General features: G+C 73.5%; 22 protein-coding genes, 1 tRNA gene, 1 pseudogene and 1 riboswitch. Of the genes and pseudogenes, 12 read left to right on the top strand and 12 right to left on the bottom strand.

Translation table 11 applies throughout. The features are described from left to right. Positions 1-163 precede the first annotated feature (163 nt). From RM572_RS04750 to RM572_RS04725, 6 genes are all read left to right on the top strand, one after another. Positions 164-931, top strand: a complete 768-nt coding sequence (locus RM572_RS04750; RefSeq protein WP_311671994.1) for a GntR family transcriptional regulator — start codon at positions 164-166, stop codon at positions 929-931. Between the two features lie 191 nt (positions 932-1,122). Continuing rightward, on the top strand, positions 1,123-1,401 hold the full coding sequence (locus tag RM572_RS04745) for a DUF3311 domain-containing protein (RefSeq protein ID WP_311671993.1): 279 nt from the start codon (positions 1,123-1,125) through the stop codon (positions 1,399-1,401). Next, positions 1,398-2,999, top strand: coding sequence for a monocarboxylate uptake permease MctP (gene mctP / locus RM572_RS04740; RefSeq protein ID WP_311671992.1), 1,602 nt, complete (start codon positions 1,398-1,400; stop codon positions 2,997-2,999). Before RM572_RS04745 ends, mctP begins: the two co-directional genes overlap by 4 nt. A gap of 62 nt (positions 3,000-3,061) precedes the next feature. Beyond that, complete coding sequence (locus tag RM572_RS04735) at positions 3,062-3,577, top strand: GNAT family N-acetyltransferase (protein WP_311671991.1); 516 nt, start codon at positions 3,062-3,064, stop codon at positions 3,575-3,577. Between the two features lie 65 nt (positions 3,578-3,642). Continuing rightward, positions 3,643-3,792: riboswitch (cobalamin riboswitch) on the top strand. 118 nt (positions 3,793-3,910) lie between these two features. Continuing rightward, positions 3,911-6,310, top strand: coding sequence for a ribonucleoside-diphosphate reductase subunit alpha (locus RM572_RS04730; RefSeq protein WP_394813520.1), 2,400 nt, complete (start codon positions 3,911-3,913; stop codon positions 6,308-6,310). 59 nt (positions 6,311-6,369) lie between these two features. Next, positions 6,370-7,326, top strand: coding sequence for a ribonucleotide-diphosphate reductase subunit beta (locus RM572_RS04725; RefSeq protein ID WP_394813526.1), 957 nt, complete (start codon positions 6,370-6,372; stop codon positions 7,324-7,326). Positions 7,327-7,398: 72 nt separating this feature from the next. On the opposite strand, the gene def is transcribed toward RM572_RS04725, so the two are convergent. The 8 genes and pseudogenes from def to RM572_RS04685 form a co-directional block, all read right to left on the bottom strand. Further along, complete coding sequence (gene def / locus RM572_RS04720) at positions 7,399-8,031, bottom strand: peptide deformylase (protein ID WP_311671989.1); 633 nt, start codon at positions 8,029-8,031, stop codon at positions 7,399-7,401. Between the two features lie 174 nt (positions 8,032-8,205). After that, positions 8,206-9,207, bottom strand: a complete 1,002-nt coding sequence (locus RM572_RS04715; RefSeq protein ID WP_027766137.1) for a tetratricopeptide repeat protein — start codon at positions 9,205-9,207, stop codon at positions 8,206-8,208. A 118-nt stretch (positions 9,208-9,325) separates the two neighbouring features. Next, positions 9,326-10,606, bottom strand: coding sequence for an HD domain-containing protein (locus tag RM572_RS04710; protein WP_311671988.1), 1,281 nt, complete (start codon positions 10,604-10,606; stop codon positions 9,326-9,328). A 449-nt stretch (positions 10,607-11,055) separates the two neighbouring features. Then, positions 11,056-12,495, bottom strand: a pseudogene (locus RM572_RS04705) (HD-GYP domain-containing protein); the annotation flags it as partial. A 189-nt stretch (positions 12,496-12,684) separates the two neighbouring features. Continuing rightward, a complete protein-coding gene (gene rsrA / locus RM572_RS04700; protein ID WP_136182471.1) occupies positions 12,685-13,002 on the bottom strand; it encodes a mycothiol system anti-sigma-R factor in 318 nt (105 codons plus the stop codon). Next, positions 12,999-13,670 (bottom strand): sigma-70 family RNA polymerase sigma factor, encoded by a 672-nt coding sequence (locus RM572_RS04695; protein WP_311671986.1) that lies wholly within the window; start codon positions 13,668-13,670, stop codon positions 12,999-13,001. The genes rsrA and RM572_RS04695 overlap by 4 nt, the downstream gene beginning before the upstream one ends. Before the next feature lie 237 nt (positions 13,671-13,907). Next, entirely contained in the window at positions 13,908-14,561 is a 654-nt protein-coding gene (locus RM572_RS04690; RefSeq protein WP_311671985.1) for an alpha/beta hydrolase family protein, read from the bottom strand. A gap of 136 nt (positions 14,562-14,697) precedes the next feature. Then, positions 14,698-15,522 carry an SOS response-associated peptidase gene (locus tag RM572_RS04685; RefSeq protein ID WP_311671984.1) on the bottom strand — a complete coding sequence of 275 codons (825 nt, stop codon included), beginning with the start codon at positions 15,520-15,522 and terminating at the stop codon, positions 14,698-14,700. A gap of 96 nt (positions 15,523-15,618) precedes the next feature. Here RM572_RS04685 and RM572_RS04680 point away from each other — a divergent pair, with 96 nt between their 5' ends. The 3 genes from RM572_RS04680 (at position 15,619) to rsgA (ending at position 18,816) form a co-directional block, all read left to right on the top strand. Then, positions 15,619-16,332, top strand: a complete 714-nt coding sequence (locus RM572_RS04680) for a M50 family metallopeptidase (RefSeq protein ID WP_311671983.1) — start codon at positions 15,619-15,621, stop codon at positions 16,330-16,332. 78 nt (positions 16,333-16,410) lie between these two features. Beyond that, positions 16,411-17,793 carry a 3-phosphoshikimate 1-carboxyvinyltransferase gene (aroA, locus tag RM572_RS04675; RefSeq protein WP_311671982.1) on the top strand — a complete coding sequence of 461 codons (1,383 nt, stop codon included), beginning with the start codon at positions 16,411-16,413 and terminating at the stop codon, positions 17,791-17,793. A 12-nt stretch (positions 17,794-17,805) separates the two neighbouring features. Beyond that, a complete protein-coding gene (gene rsgA / locus RM572_RS04670) occupies positions 17,806-18,816 on the top strand; it encodes a ribosome small subunit-dependent GTPase A (RefSeq protein ID WP_311671981.1) in 1,011 nt (336 codons plus the stop codon). Between the two features lie 78 nt (positions 18,817-18,894). On the opposite strand, the gene RM572_RS04665 is transcribed toward rsgA, so the two are convergent. Next, on the bottom strand, positions 18,895-19,458 hold the full coding sequence (locus tag RM572_RS04665) for a TetR/AcrR family transcriptional regulator (RefSeq protein WP_311671980.1): 564 nt from the start codon (positions 19,456-19,458) through the stop codon (positions 18,895-18,897). A gap of 158 nt (positions 19,459-19,616) precedes the next feature. On the opposite strand from RM572_RS04665, the gene hisN reads away from it, so the two are divergent. Together hisN and RM572_RS04655 are read left to right on the top strand one after the other, a co-directional pair. Then, a complete protein-coding gene (gene hisN / locus RM572_RS04660; RefSeq protein WP_027766146.1) occupies positions 19,617-20,411 on the top strand; it encodes a histidinol-phosphatase in 795 nt (264 codons plus the stop codon). A 168-nt stretch (positions 20,412-20,579) separates the two neighbouring features. Continuing rightward, positions 20,580-20,993 (top strand): CBS domain-containing protein, encoded by a 414-nt coding sequence (locus tag RM572_RS04655; RefSeq protein ID WP_311671979.1) that lies wholly within the window; start codon positions 20,580-20,582, stop codon positions 20,991-20,993. Between the two features lie 232 nt (positions 20,994-21,225). Here RM572_RS04655 and RM572_RS04650 read toward each other — a convergent pair whose 3' ends face one another. After that, positions 21,226-22,695, bottom strand: a complete 1,470-nt coding sequence (locus tag RM572_RS04650; protein WP_311671978.1) for a catalase — start codon at positions 22,693-22,695, stop codon at positions 21,226-21,228. A gap of 154 nt (positions 22,696-22,849) precedes the next feature. On the opposite strand from RM572_RS04650, the gene RM572_RS04645 reads away from it, so the two are divergent. Further along, a complete protein-coding gene (locus RM572_RS04645) occupies positions 22,850-23,266 on the top strand; it encodes a Fur family transcriptional regulator (protein WP_311671977.1) in 417 nt (138 codons plus the stop codon). A 110-nt stretch (positions 23,267-23,376) separates the two neighbouring features. On the opposite strand, the gene RM572_RS04640 is transcribed toward RM572_RS04645, so the two are convergent. Continuing rightward, positions 23,377-23,450 (bottom strand) — tRNA-Met (locus RM572_RS04640). Between the two features lie 152 nt (positions 23,451-23,602). After that, positions 23,603-25,306: a tetratricopeptide repeat protein gene (locus RM572_RS04635; protein WP_394813519.1), complete on the bottom strand. Its 1,704-nt coding sequence runs from the start codon at positions 25,304-25,306 to the stop codon at positions 23,603-23,605. Between the last annotated feature and the right edge of the window lie 100 nt (positions 25,307-25,406).

Here is a 25,406-nt window from a genome sequence, read left to right as displayed (position 1 = left end):
CAATGGTGTAGACCAGTGCCCGCAGCTTGGCCTAGACCTATAGGGGTGTCAACGGTCCGCGGACCCGCCGACCGTTCCGTTACCGGAACGACACCTGGCCTGGTACGTCCCACCGGGCCGGGCCCGTGCCACGATGTGAACCGCAACGAAGACGGAGGAGCCGGTGACGAACGCCGCGAAGAACGGAAACGGCGGGAACGGGAACGGAAGCACGCGCACCGCGCGGGTGCCGAAGTACTACCGACTCAAGCGCCACCTGCTCGAGATGACCGAGACCCTGCCCCCCGGCACGCCCGTTCCCCCGGAGCGCACGCTGGCCGGGGAGTTCGACACCTCGCGCACCACCGTGCGCCAGGCCCTCCAGGAACTCGTCGTCGAAGGCCGGCTGGAGCGCATCCAGGGCAAGGGCACCTTCGTCGCCAAGCCCAAGGTCTCGCAGGCCCTCCAACTCACCTCGTACACCGAGGACATGCGTGCCCAGGGCCTCGAACCCACCTCGCAACTGCTGGACATCGGCTACGTCACCGCCGACGACCGGCTCGCCGGACTGCTGGACATCCCGGCCGGCGGACGGGTGCTCCGCATCGAGCGCCTGCGGCTGGCCAGCGGCGAGCCGATGGCCATCGAGACCACCCACCTGTCGCAGAAGCGCTTCCCCGCCCTGCGGCGCAGCCTGGTGAAGTACTCCTCGCTCTACACCGCGCTCGCAGAGGTCTACGACGTCCACCTCGCGGAGGCCGAGGAGACCATCGAGACCTCGCTCGCCACCCCCCGCGAGGCGGGCCTGCTCGCCACCGACGTGGGGCTGCCGATGCTGATGCTCTCCCGGCACTCCAAGGACACCGACGGGGAGCCCGTGGAGTGGGTGCGGTCGGTCTACCGCGGCGACCGCTACAAGTTCGTCGCCAACCTCCACCGCCCCGTCCGCTGACCTTCACCACGCCCCCGCCCCGGACGAACAGCCATCACCGCGCGCCTCCGACCAGCCACGACGCGTACCGGACGACCTGCGGGTTGTCCGGTCCGTTATGCGGAAGGGGGGTGACGGGGGCCGCTCCCGCTGACTAGATTCCTGCGCACCGATCAGGAGATCACTTCAGTACTTGGACGGGAGCACCACCCATGCCACCACCCACGAGCACGGGGACGATCCCCACCGTCACCCCCGCGCGCGCGCTGGCCGCCGTCTGCCTGTTCATTCCGTTCGTCGCGATGCTCTGGGTCGGCAGCTACGACTCGGTGGAGCCCACCTTCATCGGCATCCCGTTCTTCTACTGGTACCAGATGCTGTGGGTGCCCCTGGCCACCCTGCTCACGGTGATCGCCTACGTGCTGGTGCGGCGGGACAACGCCGCCCGCCGCGACGCCCGCGCGGCCGCCGAGGGGGGTGAGCGCGCATGAACGAGGACATCAACGTCGTGGCGCTCGTGGTCTTCGTCTTCTTCTTCGCGCTGGTGACGGTCATGGGCTTCCTCGCCGCCCGCTGGCGGAAGGCGGCCCATGCCGACAACCTGGACGAATGGGGCCTGGGCGGCCGGAGCTTCGGCACCTGGATCACCTGGTTCCTGCTCGGCGGCGACCTCTACACCGCGTACACCTTCGTGGCCGTGCCCGCGCTGATCTACTCGGCCGGCGCGGTGGGCTTCTTCGCGGTGCCGTACACGATCCTCGTCTACCCGCTGATCTTCCTCTTCCTGCCGCGTCTGTGGTCGGTGTCCCACCGGCACGGCTACGTGACGACCTCGGACTTCGTGAAGGGCCGCTTCGGCTCGCGCGGCCTGTCCCTGGCCGTGGCGCTGACCGGCATCCTCGCCACCATGCCCTACATCGCGCTGCAGCTCGTCGGCATCCAGGCGGTGCTGGACGTGATGGGCATCGGCGGCGGCGCGTCGACGCACTGGTTCATCAAGGACCTGCCGCTGCTCATCGCCTTCGGCGTGCTCGCGGCCTACACCTACTCCTCGGGACTGCGGGCCCCGGCCCTGATCGCGTTCGTCAAGGACTCGCTGATCTACATCGTGATCGCCGTCGCGATCATCTACATCCCGATCAAGCTCGGCGGCTTCGACGACATCTTCTCCAGCGCGGGCGAGAAGCTCTCCGAGACCGGCGGAGCACTGGTCACCGGGCCCGAGGGCCACTGGGCGTACGCGACGCTGGCACTCGGCTCCGCGCTGGCGCTGTTCATGTACCCGCACGCGATCACCGCGACGCTGTCCAGCCGCAGCCGCGAGGTGATCCGCCGCAACACCACCATCCTGCCCCTGTACTCGCTGATGCTGGGCCTGCTGGCACTGCTCGGCTTCATGGGCATCGCGGCCGGAATCTCGCTGGACAACCCGCAGCTGGTGGTGCCGCAGCTGTTCGAGAACATGTTCCCGGCCTGGTTCGCGGGCGTCGCGTTTGCCGCCATCGGCATCGGCGCCCTGGTCCCGGCGGCCATCATGTCGATCGCCGCGGCGAACCTGTTCACCCGGAACGTCTACCGCGACTTCCTCAAGCCGAACGCCACCCCGGAGCAGGAGACCAAGGTCTCCAAGGTCACCTCGCTCCTGGTGAAGGTCGGCGCCCTGGTCTTCGTCCTCACCCTGGACAAGACGGCGGCGCTCAACTTCCAGCTGCTGGGCGGCATCTGGATCGCGCAGACCTTCCCGTCCCTGGTCGGCGGCCTGTTCACGCGCTGGTTCCACCGGTGGGCGCTGCTCGCCGGCTGGGCGGTCGGCATGGTGTACGGCACCATCGCGGCGTACAACGTGTCCAGCCCGAAGCAGGATCACTTCGGCGGCAGCACGGCGGAGATCCCGATGATCGGTGAGATCGGTTACATCGGCCTCACCGCCTTCGTGCTGAACGCCGTGGTCACGGTCGTCCTGACGGTGATCCTGCGGGCCGCCAAGGTCCCGGACGGGCGGGACGAGACCACGCCCTCCGACTACCGCGCGGACGCCGGAGACCGGGGCGTCAAGGAGGAGCTGCCGGCTCCCACCGCCGCTCCCTGATCCCCGGAACCCACCCGAGCACCCCACCGGCGGCCGCCGGTGGGGTGCTGCATGCTGGGGGCATGGACGTGACGATCAGGGCGGCGCACGAGGCGGAGTACGGCGAGGTCGGAGACCTGACGGCCGACGCGTACCTGGAGGACGGGCTGCTCACCCACGGCGCGCGGGACCCGTACCTGGAGGTGCTGCGGAACGTGCCGCACCGCGCCGGGCACGCGCAGGTCCTGGTCGCCGTGGACGCGGGCACCGGCGATCTGCTGGGCACCGTGACCTTCGTCGGGGACGGCGGGGAGTACGCGAACATCGCCCGGCCCGGCGAGGCCGAGTTCCGCATGCTGGCCGTGCACCGGACGGGGCGGGGGCGCGGCGTGGGCGAGGCGCTGGTGCGCGAATGCCTGGCGCGTGCGCGGGCACTCGGCCGGGAACGCGTGGTGCTCTCCACCGAGTCGAAGATGACGACCGCTCACCGCCTGTACGGGCGGCTGCGGTTCGTGCGCACCCCCGCCCGCGACTGGGAGCCGATCCCCGGTCTGCCACTGTGGACCTTCGCGTTGGAGCTCGCCGACGCCGAGGACTGACGGGCACGGCAACCCTACCAGCGACACAAGATGTTGGGGTGCTCGCGCGGAGCACCCCAACATGTATGCTCGTCCTCGCTGTCGCCGCAGGGGAACCCGGTGCGAATCCGGGACTGTCCCGCAACGGTGTGCGGCGTGCCGTGCCCTGCCTCCACGCGTCGAACGGGCCCCGGAACGCCGCGAGTCCGAGCACCTGCCGACGGCGTCGTACACGTCCGGGCCCCGTGGGATGGGCCGGCGGACGCGAGGTGGCGCCTGCCCGCAACGGGTCGCCGTCTGCGCCCCGCCACGCCTCCCCACCGGCCCCCGCCGAGCGAGGGAGAGCACGTCACCGTGACCATCGCACCCGAGGCCGCAGCCGTCCCGTCGCCGTACCCGGCGCGTTCCGGGCCGGACGCCGACAGCGCCCTGCTGGAGCGGCTGTTGACGGAGCTGACCGCCGACCTGCCCGCGACCGACGCCGCCCGGATCGCCGCGGCCGTACGGCGCGGACGGCACCCCGGATCGACCCACGCGGACCTGCGGTCGCTGGCCGTCGAAGCGGCGGCCGGACTCATCGGCGACGAACCGGAGTACGGGCGCCTGGCGGCCCGGCTGCTGACCCGCGCCGTGCGCGAGGAGGCCGCCGGTCAGGGCGCGACCTCGTTCTCCGCCTCGGTCGCCGTCGGCCACCGCGAAGGTCTGATCGCGGACTCCACCGCCGCGTTCGTCACCGCGCACGCCGCACGCCTGGACGCCCTGGTCGACGCCGCCGTGGCGGACGGCAGCGACGACCGGTTCGGCTACTTCGGGCTGCGCACGGTGCACTCCCGCTACCTCCTGCGCCACCCCACGACCCGCCGGGTGGTGGAGACCCCGCAGCACTTCCTCCTGCGCGTCGCCTGCGGGCTGGCGGCGGACGACAGCGCGCGGGCCGTCGACGAGGTCGCCGAGCTGTACCGGCTGACCAGCTCGCTGTCCTACCTGCCGTCCTCCCCGACGCTCTTCAACTCCGGCACCCGGCACCCGCAGATGTCGTCGTGCTACCTGCTGGACTCGCCGCTGGACGAACTGGACTCGATCTACGAGCGCTACCACCAGGTCGCCCGGCTCTCCAAGCACGCCGGCGGCATCGGCCTGTCCTGGTCCCGCGTCCGTGCCCGCGGCTCGCTCATCCGCGGCACGAACGGTCACTCCAACGGCATCGTCCCGTTCCTGCGCACGCTGGACGCCTCGGTCGCCGCGGTGAACCAGGGCGGCCGGCGCAAGGGCGCCGCCTGCGTCTACCTGGAGACCTGGCACGCCGACCTGGAGGAGTTCCTGGAGCTGCGGGACAACACCGGCGAGGAGGCCCGCCGCACCCACAACCTCAACCTCGCGCACTGGATCCCGGACGAGTTCATGCGCCGCGTCGAGGCCGACGCAGACTGGTCGCTGTTCTCCCCCGCCGAGGTGCCCGAGCTGGTGGACCTGTGGGGCGACGACTTCGACGCCGCCTACCGCCGCGCCGAGGCGGACGGGAAGGCCGTGAAGTCCGTTCCGGCCCGGCAGCTGTACGCGCGGATGATGCGCACCCTCGCGCAGACCGGCAACGGCTGGATGACCTTCAAGGACGCCGCCAACCGCACGGCCAACCAGACCGCCGAGCCGGGCCGCGTCGTCCACTCCTCCAACCTGTGCACCGAGATCCTGGAGGTGACCGACGACGACGAGACCGCCGTGTGCAACCTCGGCTCGGTCAACGTCGCCGCCCACCTCGGTGACGACGGCGGGATGGACTGGGAGCGCCTGGACGCCACCGTGCGCACCGCCGTGACCTTCCTGGACCGCGTGGTCGACGTCAACTACTACCCCACCGAGCAGGCAGGCGGCTCCAACGCACGCTGGCGTCCGGTCGGTCTGGGCCTGATGGGCCTCCAGGACGTCTTCTTCCGGCTGAGGCTGCCGTTCGACTCCCCCGCGGCGCAGCAGCTGTCCACCCGCATCTCGGAACGCATCATGCTCGCCGCCTACGAGGCGTCGGCCGACCTCGCCGAGCGGCACGGCCCGCTCCCGGCCTGGGAGGCGACCCGCACCGCGCGCGGCGTACTCCACCCGGACCACTACCCGGAGGCCGAACAGACCTGGCCGGAGCGCTGGTCGGCGCTGCGGACCCGGATCGCCGCCACCGGCATGCGGAACTCGCTGCTGCTGGCCATCGCCCCCACGGCGACCATCGCCTCCATCGCCGGCGCTTACGAATGCATCGAGCCGCAGGTGTCCAACCTGTTCAAGCGCGAGACGCTGAGCGGGGAGTTCCTCCAGGTCAACGGCTACCTGGTGGAGGAGCTGAAGCGGCTGGGCCGCTGGGACGACGCCACCCGGGAGGCGCTGCGCGACGCCAACGGCAGCGTGCAGGACCTCCCGGGACTGCCCGCGGAGGTACGCGAGCTGTACCGGACGGCGTGGGAGATCCCGCAGCGCGCGCTCATCGACATGGCGGCCGCCCGCACCCCGTACCTGGACCAGAGCCAGTCGCTGAACCTGTTCATGGCGTCCCCGACCATCGGGAAGCTCAGCTCGATGTACGCCTACGCCTGGAAGCGCGGCATCAAGACGACGTACTACCTGCGGTCACGGCCGGCCACCCGGATCGCGCGGGCGGCCGGGTCGGCCACCGCTCAGGCCGCCGTACCCGCCCAGCAGAGCGCCGCGCCGGACGAGGCCGTCGCCTGCTCCCTGGAGAACCCCGAGTCCTGCGAGGCATGCCAGTGACCACCCCCAAGACGCACAAGAACCTGCTCGACCCGGGCTTCGAACTGACCCTGCGTCCGATGCGGTACCCGGAGTTCTACGAGCGCTACCGGGACGCGATCAAGAACACCTGGACCGTGGAGGAGGTCGACCTCCACTCCGACGTCGCCGACCTCGCCAAGCTCTCCCCCGGCGAACAGCACATGATCGGCCGCCTGGTGGCGTTCTTCGCCACCGGCGACTCCATCGTGGCGAACAACCTGGTGCTCACCCTCTACAAGCACATCAACTCGCCCGAGGCCCGGCTGTACCTGTCGCGGCAGCTGTTCGAGGAGGCCGTGCACGTCCAGTTCTACCTGACGCTGCTGGACACCTACCTGCCCGATCCGGACGAACGCGCCGAGGCGTTCGCGGCGGTGGAGAACATCCCGTCCATCCGGGAGAAGGCGCAGTTCTGCTTCCGCTGGATGGACTCGGTCGAGAAGGTGGAACGGCTGGAGACGCGCGAGGACCGGCGCCGCTTCCTGCTCAACCTGATCTGCTTCGCGGCCTGCATCGAGGGCCTCTTCTTCTACGGCGCCTTCGCCTACGTGTACTGGTTCCGCTCGCGCGGCCTCCTGCACGGCCTGGCGACCGGCACCAACTGGGTGTTCCGCGACGAGTCGATGCACATGTCGTTCGCCTTCGACGTGGTCGACACCGTCCGCCACGAGGAGCCCGACCTCTTCGACGACGCGCTGGAGAAGCAGGTCACCGCGATGCTGGAGGAGGCGGTGGAGGCCGAGCTGCAGTTCGCCCGCGACCTGTGCGGCGAAGGGCTGCCGGGCATGAACACCGACTCGATGCGGGAGTACCTGGAGGCCGTCGCGGACCAGCGGCTCGCCCGGCTCGGATTCCCCGTCCGGTACGGCTCGGCGAACCCGTTCTCCTTCATGGAGCTGCAGAACGTGCAGGAGCTGACGAACTTCTTCGAGCGGCGCGCCTCGGCGTACCAGGTCGCCGTCGAGGGCTCGGTGTCCTTCGACGACGACTTCTGAACACGCCGGAGTCACGCGCGGACGGGCCGGCCGGGGAGACCCGGCCGGCCCGTCCGCGCGTGACGTGAACGGTCAGTCGTTGGGGACGGTCTCGTAGCGGGGGGTGCCCTCGGCCATCTGCTTCAGGGCGTCCTTGCGCTCGCGCTTGGAGAGCCGGTCGATGTACAGGTAACCGTTCAGGTGGTCGGTCTCGTGCTGAAGGCAGCGGGCGAAGTAGCCGGTGCCGCGCACCCGGATCGGCTTGCCGTCGGCGTCCTGGCCGCGGACCACGGCGAAGTCCGGGCGGGCCAGCTCGGCGTACGCGGTGGGTACCGAGAGGCAACCCTCGCCCGAGTCGTCCAGCGACCGCCGGTCGGCCGGCAGCTCCTCCAGCACCGGGTTGACCACGACGCCGACGTGCCGGACGCCGTCGTCGTCGGGGCAGTCGTAGACGAAGACCTTGGCGTCGACGCCGATCTGGTTGGCGGCGAGCCCGACGCCCTCGGCCGCGCGCTGGCTGGCGAACATGTCGTCGATCAGCTTCGCGAGATCGTCGTCGAACGCGGTGACGTCCTTGCACTCCTTGTGCAGGACCGGATTGCCGACGACGGTGATCGGGCGAGCGGTCCCCCGCGCCCGGTACGCCTGCTCGCGCTCCTCGCAGTCCTCGGTGTCGACCACGAACTCCCCAGCCGACTCCGACCGGGTCTCCTGCTGCTGCGACATTCCGCCGTACGCCTTCCTCACGTCCTCGGGGCACCCGCCCCGGGACCTCCGCCTGGGCCGTCACCGCGCGTCCCGCGCGGGATACGCCCTACAGGGTACGGGGCGCGCCGCGACGGCGGGCCGGATACCGGTGGCCGGGCGGACCGCCGGGACGCCGCGGCCGTCGCTCCGGCCTCAGCAGACCTCTTCCAGGTCCCGCCACTCGCGGGTGTCCGGGCTGTCGGCGACCCAGCCGTCCAGCAGACCCCGCACCAGCCCGGAGGGGGCGGCGATGCCGCACTCGCGCTCCGGCACCCACAGATCGCCGGGCCCGCCCGCCGTCATGTGGCCGAGGGGCCCGGGATGACCGGGGGAACTGTGGTCGTGCGGGTCCAGGTGGACGGTGCCGTCGCCCTCGTCGCTCGGCATGCTGCTCTCGGAGCAGGACCGGCACAGCAGCCGCACGGACGAGGACCAGTCCTCCGCGGCGAATCCGGCGTCGGCCGCCAGCCGCTCCAGGGCGTCGCGGTCCTCCTCGGCGGCCGCGTCGAGCAGCACCACCCAGGTGGGCACCGGCGAGGGGGCCCACAGCTCGATCTCGTCGAAGACGGGGTAGGCCGGACCGGCCGCCGTGGTCCGCTCGCCGTGCGGCACGCCGTCGTGCAGGATCACCTCGCCCCAGCGGCGCCCGGAGGACGGCAGCGGGATGCTCTGGATCTCCAGCCGGGCCGGATCGATGCGGCGGCCCCACACCACCTCGGCCTCGCCCTCCGGGGAGAGCCGGACGGCGGCGCTCCCCAGCTGCATGCCGGTGGGCTCGCCCGCCGCGGCCGAACTGTGCGCCTCTCCGGGGACCCGCAGCCCGTACGCCTGCCAGGCGCGGCGGGCCAGCGGCCAGTCCTGGAGCGCGGTGGCGGCGATGCCGACGTTCCACCAGTCGGGGGCGCCCGCGTCACGGTCCAGCAGCGCGACGGCGCGCAGACCCGCGGCGCGCGCCTGCTCCCAGTCGTGCCGGAACTTGTGCAGCAGCGCGAGATTGAACCAGGACTCGGAGAGCCACGGCTCCAGGTCTGCGGCGCGGGTGAGCAGAGCGCCGGCGTCCTCGTAGCGCCCGTCCCCGATGAGCGTGAACGCGCGGTCGGTCGCCTGCCGCCAGGAGGCGGAGGGACGGTGCCGCACCTTGCCGAAGATCCTCACGATGTGCCGCCTGACTCCCGCCTGTCGCTGCGTGTTCGCGTCGTCGATGACGTGGGGCGCACCACTGGTCGTGGTTTCCCCTCTCGCATCCAACCATGCCCACTCGCCCTCGCGCTCACTACCCGAAAGGCGAACCCGTGGCCGCGGACGCCGACCCCGGCGCGGGCGCGGCCGGTCCGGGGAGGTCCGGGGCCACGACGCGGGCGAGGGCGTCGACCACCCGCGGGTCGTAGTCGCGGGCGGCGCCCAGCCGCAGCCGTTCCAGGGCCCGCAGGGGCGCCGCCACCGGGTCCTGCCCGGCGGTCAGCTCCTCGAAGGCGTTGGCGACCCGTACGAGACGCGCCGTGAGCGGCTGTTCACGCCACGGATCGGCCTGCCGTTCGACCACCAGGGCGACGTCCGCGCGCACACCGGTCTGCCGCACCACGGCGCCGCCGAGGAGCGCGATCCGCCGCCGTTCGGATTCCTCCAGCGGCTCGGTCGCCCCGCCGACCAGCGGGTCCACCAGGGACAGCTGGCCGATGTCGTGCATCAGGGCGGCGTACTCCAGCACGGTGAGATCCGGCTCGGCCAGCCCGAGTTCGCGGGCCATCGCCCGGCTCAGCGCGGCGACGCGGCGGGCGTGGCCCTGTGGCGTGCAGCCGGCCACCTCGGTCGCCCGGGCGAGGGAGGCGATGGTCTGCCGGTAGGTGGCCCGTACGGCGGCGTGCCTGCGTACCGCGAACTGCACCAGCAGCAGCGGCACCCAGCACACCGGGAGCGCCCACAGCCCGCCCGCGCCCACCGCGAGCGCCAGCACCGCCCCGGTGGCGGTCAGCGCCTGCACGAGTCCGAACGCGCCGCGCAGCGCGTCGTGCAGCGACGGCGGGAACGCCCGCGAGCGGCGGCCGGAGCTCACCACGGCGGCCAGCACCGCGTCCCAGCCGGCGGTGAGCAGGAGGACGAGCAGGACCAGCGGGGCGTGCCACGGCCCGCCCAGTCCGGTCGCCTCCGCCCACGTGTGCAGGGGCTGGTAGCAGGCGGCGGCGAAGGCGGCCGTCAGCAACCGTCCGGCCTCCCGGTCCGGACGGACGGGGCGCGGGGCGCGGACCAGGTGCGGGAGGGAGCCGGCGAGGGTGCCGGCCGCCGTGACGGCGACCACCTGCAGCACGCCGTGACCGGCGGGACGGCCCTCGACCTCGCCCAGCAGCGCGTAGCCGAGCGCGGCGGCGGTGGCCAGCGGTGCGACCGGGTGCGCGCCGCCGGGCAGCCGGACGCGTACGGCCTCGCCGGCGGCGACGAGCAGCGCGAACGCCAGCGCGGCGGCCGGCTGACGCACGCCGTCGCGGACGGTGACGAGCAGCCCGGCGAGTGCGAGTGCGGCCGCGGCGGCGTGCACGGCCGCGACCCGTCGCCTCACGTCGGCTCTCCGGGACCGGGAGGGGATGCGGACGTCGGCGGGCCGGAGGAGCCGGCGCCTGCGGGCGAACGTTCCTGCACGCCGTCGCGGGGGCGCGCGCCGCCCGAGCCGTCCGGCAGAGCACCGGGCCGACCCGGCGGAGCGGCCCCGGGGCCGGGATGCCCCGGACGCGCAGGAGCGGCGTGGCGCCCGCGGGCCCCGGGAGGTGCCCCGGCGGCGGACGGCGGTGTGGACTGGTCCGGCCCGGCGCCCGCCGGGCCGTCGAACGCCCGCGCCGCGTCGCGGCCCGGAGCGCCGCCGGACGCTCCGAGGCGGGCGGCGCCCGTGGTGTGGGTGGTCGGGCCGGACGGGAACGGCCGGGCCTCGGCGCCGTGGTCCCGCGCTGCGGCGGAGGCACGCCCCGCACGGTGACGGCCGTGCGCGGGGCGGCATACGGCCGTGCGCGGCGACGGTACGGCCCGGTGGGAGCGGGAGCGTGCGGCGGGCGGGGCCGCGGGTTCGGCGCGGGCGCCGTCCCGGGCGGGGTCGGCGGTGACCTCTGCGGACCACCCGTGGCGGTCCAGCGCCCGGGTGAGGGCGTCGACCATGCAGGGGTCGAAATGGGTGCCGGCGCAGCGGTGGAGTTCGGCGACGGCGTCGCCGACCGGCCGTCCGCGGCGGTAGCTGCGGTGGGAGGTCATCGCATCGAACGCGTCGGCCACGGCGACCAGCCGGGCGGGTTCGGGGATCTCGTCGCCCGCGAGGCCGTACGGGTAGCCGGTGCCGTCCAGGCGCTCGTGGTGGTGCAGGATCGCGGAGCGCGCCTCGCCGAGGAAGCGGACGCCGCGCACCATCTCGTGCCCGTACTCCGGATGCAGTTCCAGCACGCTGCGCTCCAGCGGGCTGAGCGGTCCGGCCTTGCGCAGCAGCCGGGTGGGCACGCCGAGCTTGCCGACGTCGTGCAGGATGCCCGCGAACCGCAGCGCCTCGGTCCGGCCGTCGTCCATGCCGAGTTCACGGGCGATCAGCGCGGAGGCCCGGCCCACCCGTTCGCTGTGGCCGCGGGTGTAGCGGTCCTTGATGTCCACGGCCTGCACCAGCGCCCGTACGGTCGCCCGGTGGGCGGCCCGTTCCCGCTGGTACTCGGCGAAGACCCAGCAGCACAGCGCCATGGGCAGCAGCACGGACAGGGCGGCTGCCGGGCCGTACGGGCTGCGCCACAGCACGGCCATCAGCAGCCCGGCGAGCGCGTGGACGGCGTGCGGCGGCAGCAGGGGAACGAACCGGCCACGCCACGCGGCGCGCGGGGCGCACCGTTCGGCGGCTACCAGGACGGCGCCGTCCAGGGCGGTCAGCACCGCGCAGTAGACGACCACGACCAGGGCCGCCGGGAGCAGCGCCTCCGGGAGCCCCAACGCGGCCGCCGCCTCCGCGCCGCCCGGTCCCGGTGCCGCTCCGTCGCCGGCCGCCGGGAGCAGCCGGGCCGCGGCGCCGGCGGCGTACGCGGCCAGGGACAGCCGGGCCGCACGCCACACGCGGCGGGCGCCGGCGTGCCGCGCGGGGACCCGGCCGGCGAGGGCCCCCACGACCGGGACCAGCGCCGCGCCCTCCGGCCGGAGCAGCAGGACGGCGGTGAGCAGCAGCGGCCCGCACACCTCCGGCGGCGCGCCCTCCTCGCCGCCCCACGCGCGGGCCAGGCGCGGGACCCGGCGCCCTGCCTGCGGAAGGAGCTGCGGCAGGCGGGGCAGGGTCTCGGCCCCGGCATACAGGCCGGCAAGCAGCGAGAGCGCCGCCCAGTCGATACGGGCGGGATGCAGGGGTGCGGGGAGGGCGCAGACGAGGGCGGCCAGCGCGACGGCGAGGACGAGCGCCCGCGCGCTCGCGGCGAGCCCGGCGGCCCGTGCTCCCATCGCGCCTCCTCCCCGTCCGGCACAGGGCAGGGAGAATAGGGGCGGTGGCGGGAGGCGCGGCGGGCGTGTCGGGAAATCCGCCCGGCGGAAGCCCGCGGATGTCAGCCTTTCGAGTGCTTCATGCCCGCACGGAGGTACGAGTCCTGGAGGTACGGGCGGACGCGAGCGGCAGCGCCGGTCGCGCCGGGCTCAGCGCCCGGCCCCGCCCTCGTCACCGGCGCGCGAAGCGGCGCCCGCGTCCGGGCCGATCTCCCCGGCGCGGATCTTCTCGATCCGCCCCATCACCTTGGACCGCAGGTCGGTCGGTACGTCGTCGTGCCCGCAGCATCGCTTGACGAGCTTCTTGACCTCCTGCTCCAGTCCGTACTTCTCCAGGCACGGGGAGCACTCGTCGAAGTGCACCTGGAACTTGGCGCAGTCGCTCTCGGGCATCTCCTGATCGAGGTACTCGTAGAGGTGGTCCAGGATCTCGGAGCAGTCCGTCTCGTGCGGCTCTCCGCAACTCATGAGCCCGAGCCTTTCCCGTCGTGCGACGCGTCCGTACCGGCACCGGCGGGGACGAGTCCGCGGTCGCGCGCGTAGTCCTCGAGCATGCCGCGCAGCTGGCGGCGGCCGCGGTGCAGCCGGGACATCACGGTGCCGATGGGTGTCCCCATGATGTCCGCGATCTCCTTGTACGCAAACCCCTCGACGTCCGCCAGGTACACGGCGATCCGGAACTCCTCCGGAATGTCCTGGAGGGCCTGCTTCACGTCCGAGTCGGGCAGGTGGTCCAGCGCCTGGGCCTCCGCGGAACGGAGCCCCGTCGACATGTGCGACTCGGCGCGGGCGAGCTGCCAGTCCTCGATCTCCTCGGCCGCGCTGCGCTGCGGTTCGCGCTGCTTCTTGCGGTAGGAGTTGATGAAGGTGTTGGTGAGGATCCGGTAGAGCCACGCCTTGAGGTTGGTGCCCTCCCGGAACTGGTGGAACGACGCGTACGCCTTGGCATAGGTCTCCTGCACCAGGTCCTCCGCGTCGGCGGGATTCCGGGTCATACGGAGGCCGGCGGAGTACATCTGGTCCAGGAACTGCAGGGCGTCGCGCTCGAAGCGCGCGCTGCGCTCCTCCGCGCTCTCCTGCTGCTCCGCGTCGCGCGCGCTGTTCGTGCCGTCGCCGGTGCCGGTGACCGGACCCACCTCCTCCGTAGCTCCTGCGGGCAGAAACGAGTACCCGCTCGCCCCGGAGAATAGACGACGATCCGCAGCCTCTGCCGCCGGATTCCCGGCGCCACCGGCCAACGCGAGCGTGGCCCAGTCCAGGTCAGCGGCCTGGGGACGCTGCGGGCAAGCGACAGAACCCATGGGGGCGGCTTCCTTTCGCATAGGGCGTAGACGTTCGGGCGGTGTGGTCACCGCCGCAGCCCGTACAACACCTCAGGGGGCCGCCGGCATTCCCGCGGCGATCCACGACTGCACGGCCTCGGTGAGTGTCCGCAGCGCTTCGTCCTGTGACACCGCGGCGGTCTTCGGCACGGCGAAGCCGTGGTCCCCGCCGGGGACGGCGGCGAGCCGCGTACCGGCCGGGAACTCGGCGGGCCGCCCGAAGGGGTCCCGCTCGCCCTGGACGACCAGAGTGGGCAGGCCGGCGTCGGTCAGTTCACCCGCCCGCGACTTCTCCGGGCGGCCGGGCGGGTGCAGCGGGAACGACAGCGCGAGCACGGCGGCCGCGCCGAGCGCGCCCGCCGTGCGGCAGGCGACGCGCGCCCCGGCGCTGCGTCCGCCGGCGACGAGGGGGAGCTCGCCGCCTTCCGTACGGGCCTCGAGTGCGGGCCAGAGCGCGGTCCACGCCGCGTCCAGGGTCTTCGGGGCGGGGGCGACCTTCTTCCCGGCGACCCGCCAGGGCTGCTCGACCAGGGCGACGGTGGTGCCGTGCGGTGGCAGGGCCTCGGCGAGCGCCCGGAGGTCGCGGGCCTCGATGCCGCCCCCGGCGCCGTGGCCGAGGGCGAGCACCCGGCGGGGCCGGTCTGCCGGGTACCAGGTGAGGCGGGCGTCCCCGGTGGGGGTGGCGACGGTTTCGCGTGCGGGCATGCGGCGATTCTCCACCGCGCCGGCCGCTGACCCGCGCACCGCAGGAGGCGCGCCGCCGGAACACGCGTACGGCCGCCCAACGCGCCGCGGCCCGTTCGCCGCGGGCCGTCCGCCGCAGGCCGTCCGCCGCGGGCCGTCAGAAGAGCGTCGGCTCTTCGGGGGCCGCGATCTCCTCGACCAGCTCCGGCCCGTTGTTCCGCACGTTGCTCACCTCCGTCGACACCGGGTAGGCGCGCAGCAGGCCCGCGGGCGGCGGGGCGAGCAGGGCCCGGATCTCGTCCGGGTCGGTCTTCGCCGGGTCCAGCCACGCGTCCCACCTGTCGGGGGTCAGCACCAGCGGCATCCGGGGGTGGATGTCGGCCAGCGACTGCGGACCGGCGCCCGCCTCTCCCGTCGCCCCGGCCAGCAGGCCCGTCTCGGCGGCGGTCGTCACCACCGTGCACGTCACCCACCAGGAGCGCGGGTCGTCGTCGGCCCGGGTGCGGTCGCGCCAGAACTCGTACAGCCCGGCCATCGCCATCACGCCGCCGTCGGCCGGCGTCACGAAGTACGGCTGCTTCCGCGGACGCTTCCGCTTCCCCTCCTGCTCCAGGTCCAGCTCCTTGTTCCCGGTGACCCATTCGAAGTAGCCGTCGGCGGGGAGCAGGCAGCGGCGGGCCGCGAACGGCTTGCGGTAGGCGGACTTCTCGTGGACCGTCTCCGCCCGCGCGTTGATCATCTTCACGCCCATGTCCGGCGACTTGGCCCACCCCGGGACCAGCCCCCAGCGCAGCGTCCGCAGCTGACGCACGGGGCCGGGGTCGTCCGACCCCTTCTCCGGCCTGTCGAGCACCGCGTACACGTCCTTGGTCGGCGCGACGTTCCAGTCCGCCGCGAGCGCCTCCTCCGGCTCCCACTTCTGCACGTCGAACAGCCCGACGAGGTCCTCGGGCTTCCTGCTGGCCGCGTACCGTCCGCACATGAGTGCAAGACTGCCACGGCACACCGACAACGCGGCCGTGCGCGGAGGCGGGGACCGCGTCCGGACCGCCGGGGGCCAGGGGAGGCACGTCGCAGCATGGACACCAGGGGCATCACCGACCTGTGGGACCGGGTCCTGGGCACCCAGCCCGACCCCGACCTGTGGGTCGTACTCACCACCGCCGCCGTCGCGTTCGCCGCGATCGCCCCGCACCGCGTGTGGCGGCTGTCCCGGAACGCGGTGACCATCGCGCACGAGGGCGGGCACGGCCTGACCGCGCTGCTCACCGGCCGCCGCCTGGACGGCATCCGGCTGCACTCGGACACCTCCGGCCTCACCGTCTCGCGCGGGAAGCCGCACGGCATCGGCATGGTGCTCACCGCCGCGGCCGGCTACACCGCTCCCCCGCTGCTCGGCCTCGGCGGGGCCTGGCTGCTGGCCGCCGACCACATCACCCTGCTGCTGTGGGGCGCCACCCTGCTGCTCCTGGCGATGCTGGTGATGGTCCGCAACGCGTACGGCGTGCTCACCGTGGTCCTCACCGGCGGCGCCTTCCTCCTGGTGTCGTGGCTGACCGGCCCGCAGGTCCAGGCCGCCTTCGCCTACGGCGTGGTGTGGTTCCTGCTGCTGGGCGGCGTACGGCCGGTGTTCGAGCTCCAGGCCAAACGGCGGCGCGGCGGGGCCCCCGACTCCGACGTCGACCAGCTGTCCCGGCTGACGCACGTGCCGCCGTTCCTGTGGCTGCTGCTGTTCCACGCGGTGTCGCTGTGCTCCCTCGCGGGCGGCGGGCGCTGGCTGCTCGACCTCTGAGGGCCGGCCGCCCCGTACCGGCGCCGCCCGGGCCCGTCCGGGCGCCGTGCGCAGGGGCGCAGCCTCTAGAGTTGAGCCATGACCGAGACCACCGGCCGCCCCGTCGCGGACCCCGCCCTCTGGCCCGCCCCGCTCGCCGCGGACCCCGTGGACGCGACCGTGACCGTGCCCGGGTCCAAGTCGGTCACCAACCGCGCCCTGGTGCTCGCCTCCCTGGCCGCCGAACCCGGGTGGCTGCGGCGCCCGTTGCGGTCCCGCGACACACTGCTGATGGCCTCCGCGCTCCGGACGATGGGCGTCGAGATCGAGGAGACCGCTTCCTCCAGCACCGCGCCGGTCAGCGGGACGGCCGGGAGCGGAGAGGTGTGGCGGGTCATCCCGGCCGGTCTGCACGGCCCCGCGACCGTCGACGTCGGCAACGCCGGCACCGTGATGCGCTTCCTGCCGCCCGTCGCCACCCTCGCCGACGGGCCCGTCCGCTTCGACGGCGACCCGCGGTCGTACGAACGGCCGCTGCACGGCGTGATCGACGCGCTGCGCGCCCTCGGCGCCCGCGTCGACGACGACCGGCGCGGCGCGCTCCCGCTCACCGTGCACGGCGCGGGCTCCCTGGAGGGCGGCGCCGTCGAGATCGACGCCTCCTCCTCCAGCCAGTTCGTCAGCGCGCTGCTGCTGTCCGGGGCGCGCTTCAACCAGGGCGTCGAGGTCCGGCACGTCGGCGGCAGGCTGCCGTCGATGCCGCACATCCGGATGACCGTGGAGATGCTGCGCGCCGCCGGCGCCCGGGTCGACACCCCCGAGGACGGCGGGGAGGCCGACGTCTGGCGGGTGACGCCGGGCGCGCTGCTGGGACGCGACGTGGTCGTCGAGCCGGACCTGTCCAACGCGCAGCCGTTCCTCGCCGCGGCGCTGGTCACCGGTGGCCGCGTGACCGTCCCGGACTGGCCGCGGTACACCACGCAGGCCGGCGACGCGCTGCGCGACATCCTCACCGCCATGGGCGGCTCCTGCGAACTGGACGAGCACGGTCTCACGTGCACCGGCTCGGGCCGCGTCCGGGGCGTGGACATCGACCTCGGCGAGGTCGGCGAACTGACGCCGGGCATCGCCGCCGTCGCCGCGCTCGCCGACGGCGAGTCCGTGCTGCGCGGCGTCGCGCACCTCCGGCTGCACGAGACCGACAGGCTGGCCGCACTCGCCCAGGAGATCAACGGGCTCGGCGGCGACGTCACCGAGACCGAGGACGGCCTGCGCATCCGGCCCCGGCCGCTGCATGCCGGGGTCTTCCACACCTACGACGACCACCGGCTGGCCACCGCAGGCGCGGTGCTCGGGCTGGCCGTCGACGGCGTGCGGGTGGAGAACATCGCCACCACCGGCAAGACCCTCCCGGACTTCCCGGAGCTGTGGCACGGCATGCTCGGCACCTCCGCCGCGTCCCCCGCCGGAGCACGGGCGTAGAGGGCGGCCGGGATGCGCCGCTACGGCAAGCACACCGACGAGGACGACATCCGCGTACGCCCCGGCCGCCGCGGCAGCCGGCCCCGCACCCACCGGCGGCCCAAGCACGAGGACGCGGCCGAGGGCTTCGTCGTCACCGTCGACCGCGGCCGCCTCACCTGCCTGGTCGACGGCCGCACGGTCACCGCGATGAAGGCCCGCGAACTGGGCCGCAAGGGCGTGGTCGTCGGCGACCGGGTCGCCGTGGTCGGGGACCTGTCCGGCGCGAAGGACACCCTCGCCCGCATCGTGCGGGTCGAGAAGCGGGCCTCGGTGCTGCGGCGCACGGCGGACGACGACGACCCGTACGAGCGCGTCGTCGTCGCCAACGCCGACCAGCTCGCCATCGTCACCGCCCTCGCCGACCCGGAGCCGCGGCCGCGGCTGATCGACCGCTGCCTCGTCGCGGCGTACGACGCCGGACTCGACCCGCTGCTGGTGCTCACCAAGTCCGACCTCGCGGCGGCCGACCCGCTGCTGGAGACCTACGCGCCCCTCGGCGTGCGGTACGTCGTCTGCAACCGGGAGGAACTGGCGAACGGCGACGCGGCGGAGCGGGTGCGCGAGCGCCTGTACGGCCGCACCACCGCGTTCGTCGGCCACAGTGGGGTCGGCAAGACGACACTGGTGAACGCGCTGGTGCCGCCCGCCCGGCGACGGGCCACCGGTCACGTCAACGCGGTCACGGGGCGGGGCCGGCACACGACCACCTCGGCGCTGGCGCTGCCCCTGGCCGGCGACTCCGGATGGGTGATCGACACCCCCGGGGTGCGGTCGTTCGGACTGCACCACGTGGACGCGGGGCGCGTCATCCACGCCTTCCCGGACCTGGAGCCCGGCACGGAGGGCTGCCCCCGGGCATGCAGCCACGACGAGCCGGACTGCGCGCTGGACGCGTGGGTCGCCGACGGCCGTGCGGAGCCGGCCCGCCTCCACTCCCTGCGACGCCTCCTCGCCACCCGCGAACCCCACGAGGGCGACTGACGCCGCGTCGCACCGCGGGTGCCGGAGGAGCGCGCGGGCATCGGAGGGGCGCGCGGGCATCGGAGGACGGCGCGGGCCTCAGAGGAGGGCGCGGGTGACGTCGTGGATACGGGTGCACGCCTCGTCCTCCGCGCCGGGCACGGGTACGACGACGTAGGAGAGCGCGAGGCGGAGTCCCGCGTCGCACGCGAGGTGCAGCGGCTCGGCCCGCGCCGCGTCGGCGGCGAGCGCCGCGACCAGCCGCCGCAGCAAGTCGTCCGCGAGTTCCTGCGGTGTCCCCGGCTCGCCGCGCGCCGCCGGCGGCATCCGCCCGGTCCAGCACCCGGTGAGCGCACACCGCACGATCGGCTCGCCGCCGATCGTGCGGAGCATCCACCCGGCGGCGACCGCCAACCCCTTCGGCGGGTCCGCGCCGCCCCGGACGGCCTGCGCCGCGACCGCCGCGGCACCGCGCAGGAAGCCCTCGACGCGGTGGTGCACCAGCGCCCGGCCGAGCCCGTCCTTGTTGCCGAACTCGTTGTAGAGGGTCTGCCGGGAGACACCTGCGCTCGCGGCCAGTTCGACCATGCGGACGCCCGTCCACGGCCGGGTGGACACGGCCTCGTGCGCGGCATCGAGCAGGCTTTCGCGTGCGGTCGGCATCCCCACCTCCGTGCGGCGTGCACGCGCAGCGCGCGCACGTGGCGCGGGCACAGAATCGACGCGTCCGCAGGGGCTGTCAATACGCGCCGCAGCGGGCGGCGCACCCGGACGGCTATGCTCGTGTGGCCGCCCGGGGAGACGGTCGATACTGTTCGCACATGCCGGACTACCACGATGATCTGCGCCTCGCCCATGTCCTGGCCGACGCCGCCGACGCCACGACCATGGAACGGTTCAAGGCCCTCGACCTCAAGGTGGAGACCAAGCCGGACATGACGCCCGTCAGCGAGGCGGACAAGGCCGCCGAGGAGCTGATCCGTACGTCCCTGCGGCGGGCGCGCCCGCGCGACGGCGTGCTGGGCGAGGAGTTCGGCACCGAGGGGAACGGCCCGCGCCGCTGGATCATCGACCCGATCGACGGCACCAAGAACTACGTCCGGGGCGTACCCGTGTGGGCGACCCTGATCGCGCTCACCGAGACGACGGAGGGGGGCGACCGTCCGGTGGTGGGGCTGGTCTCCGCGCCCGCGCTGCACCGCCGGTGGTGGGCCGTGCAGGGCGGCGGCGCGTACACCGGACGCAGCCTCTCGCAGGCCACCCGGATGCACGTGTCGCGCGTCGGCCGGTTCGCGGACGCCTCGTTCGCCTACTCGTCGCTCTCGGGCTGGGAGGAGCGCGGGATGCTCGGCGGCTTCCTCGACCTGACCCGGTCCTGCTGGCGTACGCGCGCGTACGGCGACTTCTGGCCGTACATGATGGTCGCCGAGGGCTCGGTGGACATGTGCGCGGAGCCGGAGCTGTCGCTGTGGGACATGGCGGCGAGCGCTGTGATCATCGAGGAGGCGGGCGGCCGTTTCACCGGACTGGACGGCAGGCCGGGTCCGCACAGCGGGAACGCGGCGGCCTCGAACGGCCTGCTCCACGACGAGCTGCTGGGGCGGCTGACGGCCTGACCGGGCCGGTTCCCTGAGCTAGTGCCGTGGCCGGGGGCGCGCGCCGACGGGCGCGCGCCCTCTTGTTGTGTCCGGGGCAGCGTGTGAGCATGAAGACTCGAACCGCTTGTGACCTTGTGAAACGCTTCGCAAGGCCCGCGACAGCTACCCGAGAGGGGCTCACACGCCATGCCCACCCTCGTACAGGACGCCATGAGCACCGTGGTTCTGACCATCGGCCCGACCCACTCGCTGCGGCAGGCCGCCGAGCTGATGTCCGCCCGGCGCGTCGGCGCCGCCGTGGTCCTCGATCCCGACGCCGGCGGCATCGGCATCCTCACCGAGCGGGACATCCTCAACTCGGTCGGCGCCGGCCAGAACCCGGAACAGGAGACCGCCCAGGGGCACACCACCACGGACGTGGTCTTCGCCGGCCCGCGGTGGACGCTGCACGAGGCCGCCCAGGCCATGGCGCACGGCGGCTTCCGCCACCTGATCGTGCTGGACGAACAGGAGCCCGTGGGCGTGGTGTCCGTCCGCGACATCGTCCGATGCTGGTCGGGCATCCCGGACGCCTACGACGCCACGGTGTCCGCGGGCTGACCCCGCCCGCAGGCACTTCCGGCCCCGACGGACCGGAGGGACCGGAGGGACCGGAGGGACCGGAGGGACCGGAGGGACCGGAGGGACCGGAGGGACCGGAGGGACCGGAGGGACCGGAGGGACCGGAGGGACCGGAGGGACCGGAGGGACCGGAGGGACCGGAGCCCCATGGCGTCCGGTCCCTCCGGCTCCTTACGGCGAGCGGATGCCCACCGGGGTGCACGACCCCGGCTCAGCCGCGAAGGGCCTGTACCGCGGCCTCCAGCCGCTTGCCGTAGTCGGGGTCCGCCTTGCGGAAGTTCTCGATGGCGCGCTCCGCGATGTGGTCGTGGGTGATGCCCGCCATGGCGCCGGCCAGATTGTCGATCAGCCGGCCCTTCTCCTCCTCCGTCATCAGCCGGTAGAGGTCGCCGGCCTGGACGAAGTCGTCGTCCTCGGCGTGGGAGGGGGCCTCGGTGTCGCCCGTCCACCCGGAGACCGCGACCGGCTCCCACAGCGGGCGGTCGGTCTGGGGCGGCCCGCCGAAGCTGTTGGGCTCGTAGTTCTTCCGCCCGCCGTGCCGTCCGTCGTACAGGAAGCCGTCCCGGCCGTGGGTGCGCGCCTCGGTGGCGTGCGGGCGGTTCACCGGGAGGTGGTCGGCGTTGATGCCGACGCGGTAGCGGTGTGCGTCGCCGTACGCGAAGAGGCGGCCCTGGAGCATCTTGTCCGGGGACGGGCCGATGCCCGGCACGAAGTGGTGCGGGGAGAAGATCGACTGCTCGACCTCGGCGAAGATGTTCTCCGGGTTGCGGTTGAGCTCCATCCGGCCGATCTCGTGCAGCGGGTAGTCCGCGTGCGGCCAGACCTTCGTCAGGTCGAACGGGTTGAAGCGGTAGGCCGCCGCGTCCTGCACCGGCATGACCTGGACGTAGACCGTCCAGCTCGGGAACTCACCCCGCTCGATGGACTCGCGCAGGTCGCGCTGATGACTGTCCGGGTCCTTGCCGGCCAGCTCGTCCGCCTCGGCCTGGGTGAGGCTCTTGACGCCCTGGTCGGTCTTGAAGTGGTACTTGACCCAGAAGGCCTCGCCGTCGGCGTTGCTCCACTGGAAGGTGTGCGAGCCGAATCCGTGCATGTGGCGGTAGGAGGCGGGGATCCCGCGGTCGCCGAAGAGCCAGGTCACCTGATGCGTGGACTCGGGCGACAGCCCCCAGAAGTCGAAGACGTTGTCCGCCTCCTGCGAGCCGGTGTACGGGTCGCGCTTCTGCGTGTGGATGAAGTCCGGGAACTTCACGGCGTCCTTGATGAAGAACACCGGGGTGTTGTTGCCGACGAGGTCGTAGTTGCCCTCCTCGGTGTAGAACTTCAGCGCGAAGCCGCGGGGGTCGCGGACCGCGTCCGCCGCACCCAGGTTGCCGGCCACGGTCGAGAAGCGGGCGAAGACCTCCGTCTCCTTGCCCACCTCGGAGAGGAACGCGGCGCGGGTGTAGGGGGTCACGTCGCGCGTGACGGTGAAGGTGCCGTACGCGCCCGCGCCGCGGGCGTGCACGATGCGCTCCGGGATGCGCTCGCGGTTGAAGTGGGCGAGCTTCTCCAGCAGGTGCTGGTCCTGGACCAGGACCGGGCCGCCGGGACCGGCGGTCTGGCTGTTCCGGTCGTCCGCGACGGGTGCGCCGGACTCGGTCGTCAGCGGGCCGGTGGTCTCGTACTGCTGCGCGGTCACATCCGCCTCCTCGGTGCTCGGGGACCCGTCCTGCGGGAAACCGTTCCCCTCGTGATCTGCACTCGATCCTACATTGGACATTGTCCAAGTCAAGAAGACTCCGAAAGCCGTACGGGGTCTGGCCATGGAACGCCCGGCTGCTAGGCTTGGGGGCATGAGCGACCTTCTGCAACGACTGAGAGAGCGCGGCTGGCGGCTCACCGCACAGCGGCGCGTCGTCGCCGAAGTGCTCGACGGCGATCACGTGCACTACACGGCCGACGAGGTCCACACGCGCGCCACGGACCGGCTCCCGGAGATCGCGCGGGCCACGGTCTACAACACGCTGAGCGAACTGGTCACACTGGGCGAGGTGCGAGAGGTCAGCACCGACGGGCGCGCCAAGCGGTACGACCCCAACGCCCGGCACAGCCACCAGCACCTGGTCTGCTCGCAGTGCGGGACGATCCGTGACGTGCACCCGACCGGCGACCCGCTCGCCTCACTGCCCGACGGGGAGCGCTACGGCTTCTCCGTGGCGGGCGCGACGATCACCTACCGGGGGCTGTGCCCCGACTGCGCCGCGACCTGACACCCGACGGCACCGTCGTCGCCGCCCTCGCGCGCGGCCCACGCAGCCACTGCGCAACACGCACACACGACGAAGGGCCCGGAACACCGTTCCGGGCCCTTCGCCTTCAGTAGCGGGGACAGGATTTGAACCTGCGACCTCTGGGTTATGAGCCCAGCGAGCTACCGAGCTGCTCCACCCCGCGTCGTTGTGTGATCACTGTAGCGGACCACACGACGCCGGTGCAAATCGCTTACCCGCTGCACCCCCGAGCACCGGACACGGGACCCCACCGACCCGGCCGACGCCCGCCCGGAGCGGCGACGCCGCCGTGAGGCGGGCCACCCCGCCCCACGGTCACGCCGAGAGCTCATCGGCAAGGGCGTCGGCCAGCCGCGCCGCGCGCTCCGCGACCTCCTCGGGCCCCAGCTCGACGGCACGGGCACACCAGCGCCGGCCCTCGGCCAGCTCACCGCGCCGGGCGGCGACCAGCGCCAGCCGGAGGGCCGCACGGCCGTGACCGGCCTCCGCCGCCCGGGTCCACCACAGCGCGGCCTCGGGCTCGCCGCCCTCACGGGCCAGCAGCAGTCCGAGGTTGAACGCGCCGTTCGGGCTGCCGCCCTCGGCCGCCGCGCGGTACCAGCGGGCGGCGTCCACGACGTCGCCGCGCGCGGAGGCGCACATCCCCAGCCGCACCTGCGCGCGCCGGTGGCCCTGCTCGGCCGCCCGCTCGTACCACTCCTCGTACTCGTCACGGCCGGGCAGCACGTCGGCGCTGCCCTCCCGCGGCTCCTGCGCCTGCTGCTCCAGCAGCACGCCCAGCCGGAAGGCGCCCTCGATGCTGCCGCCGCCCGCGGCACGCCGCAGGTAGCGCTCGGCGGCGTGGTCGTCGCCGTCCCGCTGGAGGGCGAGGCCGACCTGGAGAGCCGCCTCCGCGTGCCCGTCGTCCGCCGCGCGCCCGTACCAGATGCGCGCGCCCTGATCGTCGCCCCGGCCCACGTGGAGGATGCCGAGGTTGAAGGCGGCGTCCACACTGCCCGCCTCGGCGGCCTTCGAGAACCACGGCTCGGCACCGTCCGCGTCACCCCGCTGGAGCAGCAGGACGGCCAGCGCGTTCGCCGCCTCGTGGTGTCCGGCGTACGCGGCACGCCGGTACCACTGTTCGGCCTGGGCCGTACGGCCCTGCGCGGAGCAGAGCAGGCCGAGGTTGAACGCGCCGTTGTCGTCACCGGCGTCCAGTGCCGCGCGGTACCAGCGCTCGGCGGTCTGCCGCTCGCCACGGGAGGCGTGCAGGGCGCCGAGGGCGTTGGCGGCGTTGCCGTCCCCGCCCTCGGCGGCGCGGCGCCACCACTCGGCGGCGCCGTCCTCGTCGCCGGCGTCGCGGAGCAGGAAGCCCAGGGCGCAGGCGGCACGGGACTCGCCGTCCTTGGCGGAGGTGAGGTACCAGCGGCCGGCCTCCCGCAGCTCACCGCGGCGTTCCAGGATGGTGCCCAGGCGCAGCGCGGCGCGGCGGTGGCCGCGTGCGGCGGCCTGCCGGTACCACTGCTCGGCCTCCTTGCGGCCGCCCTCGTCCCCCCGGTCCTCGGTGATCTTCGCAAGCCGGTACGCCGCCTCGCGGTGACCCTGTTCCGCGGCGGCCCGGAACCAGTCCCGGGCGCCCTCCTCGCCGCGGTGGGCGAGCAGGTCGGCGAGAGCGTACGCCCCGAGGGCGTGGCCGGACTCGGCGGACTGCACCAGCCAGTAGTGCGCGGCCGGTTCGTCGCCCCGCTCCCGGTGATGGCGGCCCAGCGCGTGGGCCGCTGCGGCGGAGCCGGCCACGGCGGCGACCCGCCACCACCCGGCAGCCTCGTCGGGGTAACCGCGCTGGTGCAGCAGCACGCCCAGGTTGTTGGCCGCCGCGCGGTCGCCCGCGGCCGTCGCGGCGCGCAGCTTCGGCTCGGCGGCGTCGAGATCCCCCCGACGCAGCAGTTGCGCACCCAGCACACTCATCGTGTTGATGTCCGGCGTGCCACCCCCGACATCCCGATCGTCAAGTCTGACCTTGTCCCCCATAAGCCCCATCGTCGCATCACCCGCAACCCGCGTACACCTCAATACCGCTCCCCATGAGGTCACTTCAGCGTTTTGTCGACTTCCCGACACGGAGATCACTCAAACACCG

This window comes from Streptomyces hazeniae (genome assembly GCF_031845485.1).
GTDB classification, from domain to species: Bacteria; Actinomycetota; Actinomycetes; order Streptomycetales; family Streptomycetaceae; genus Streptomyces; species Streptomyces hazeniae.
Note: the sequence above shows the minus strand (reverse complement) of the source record. Positions and strands in the feature narration are given on the sequence as shown.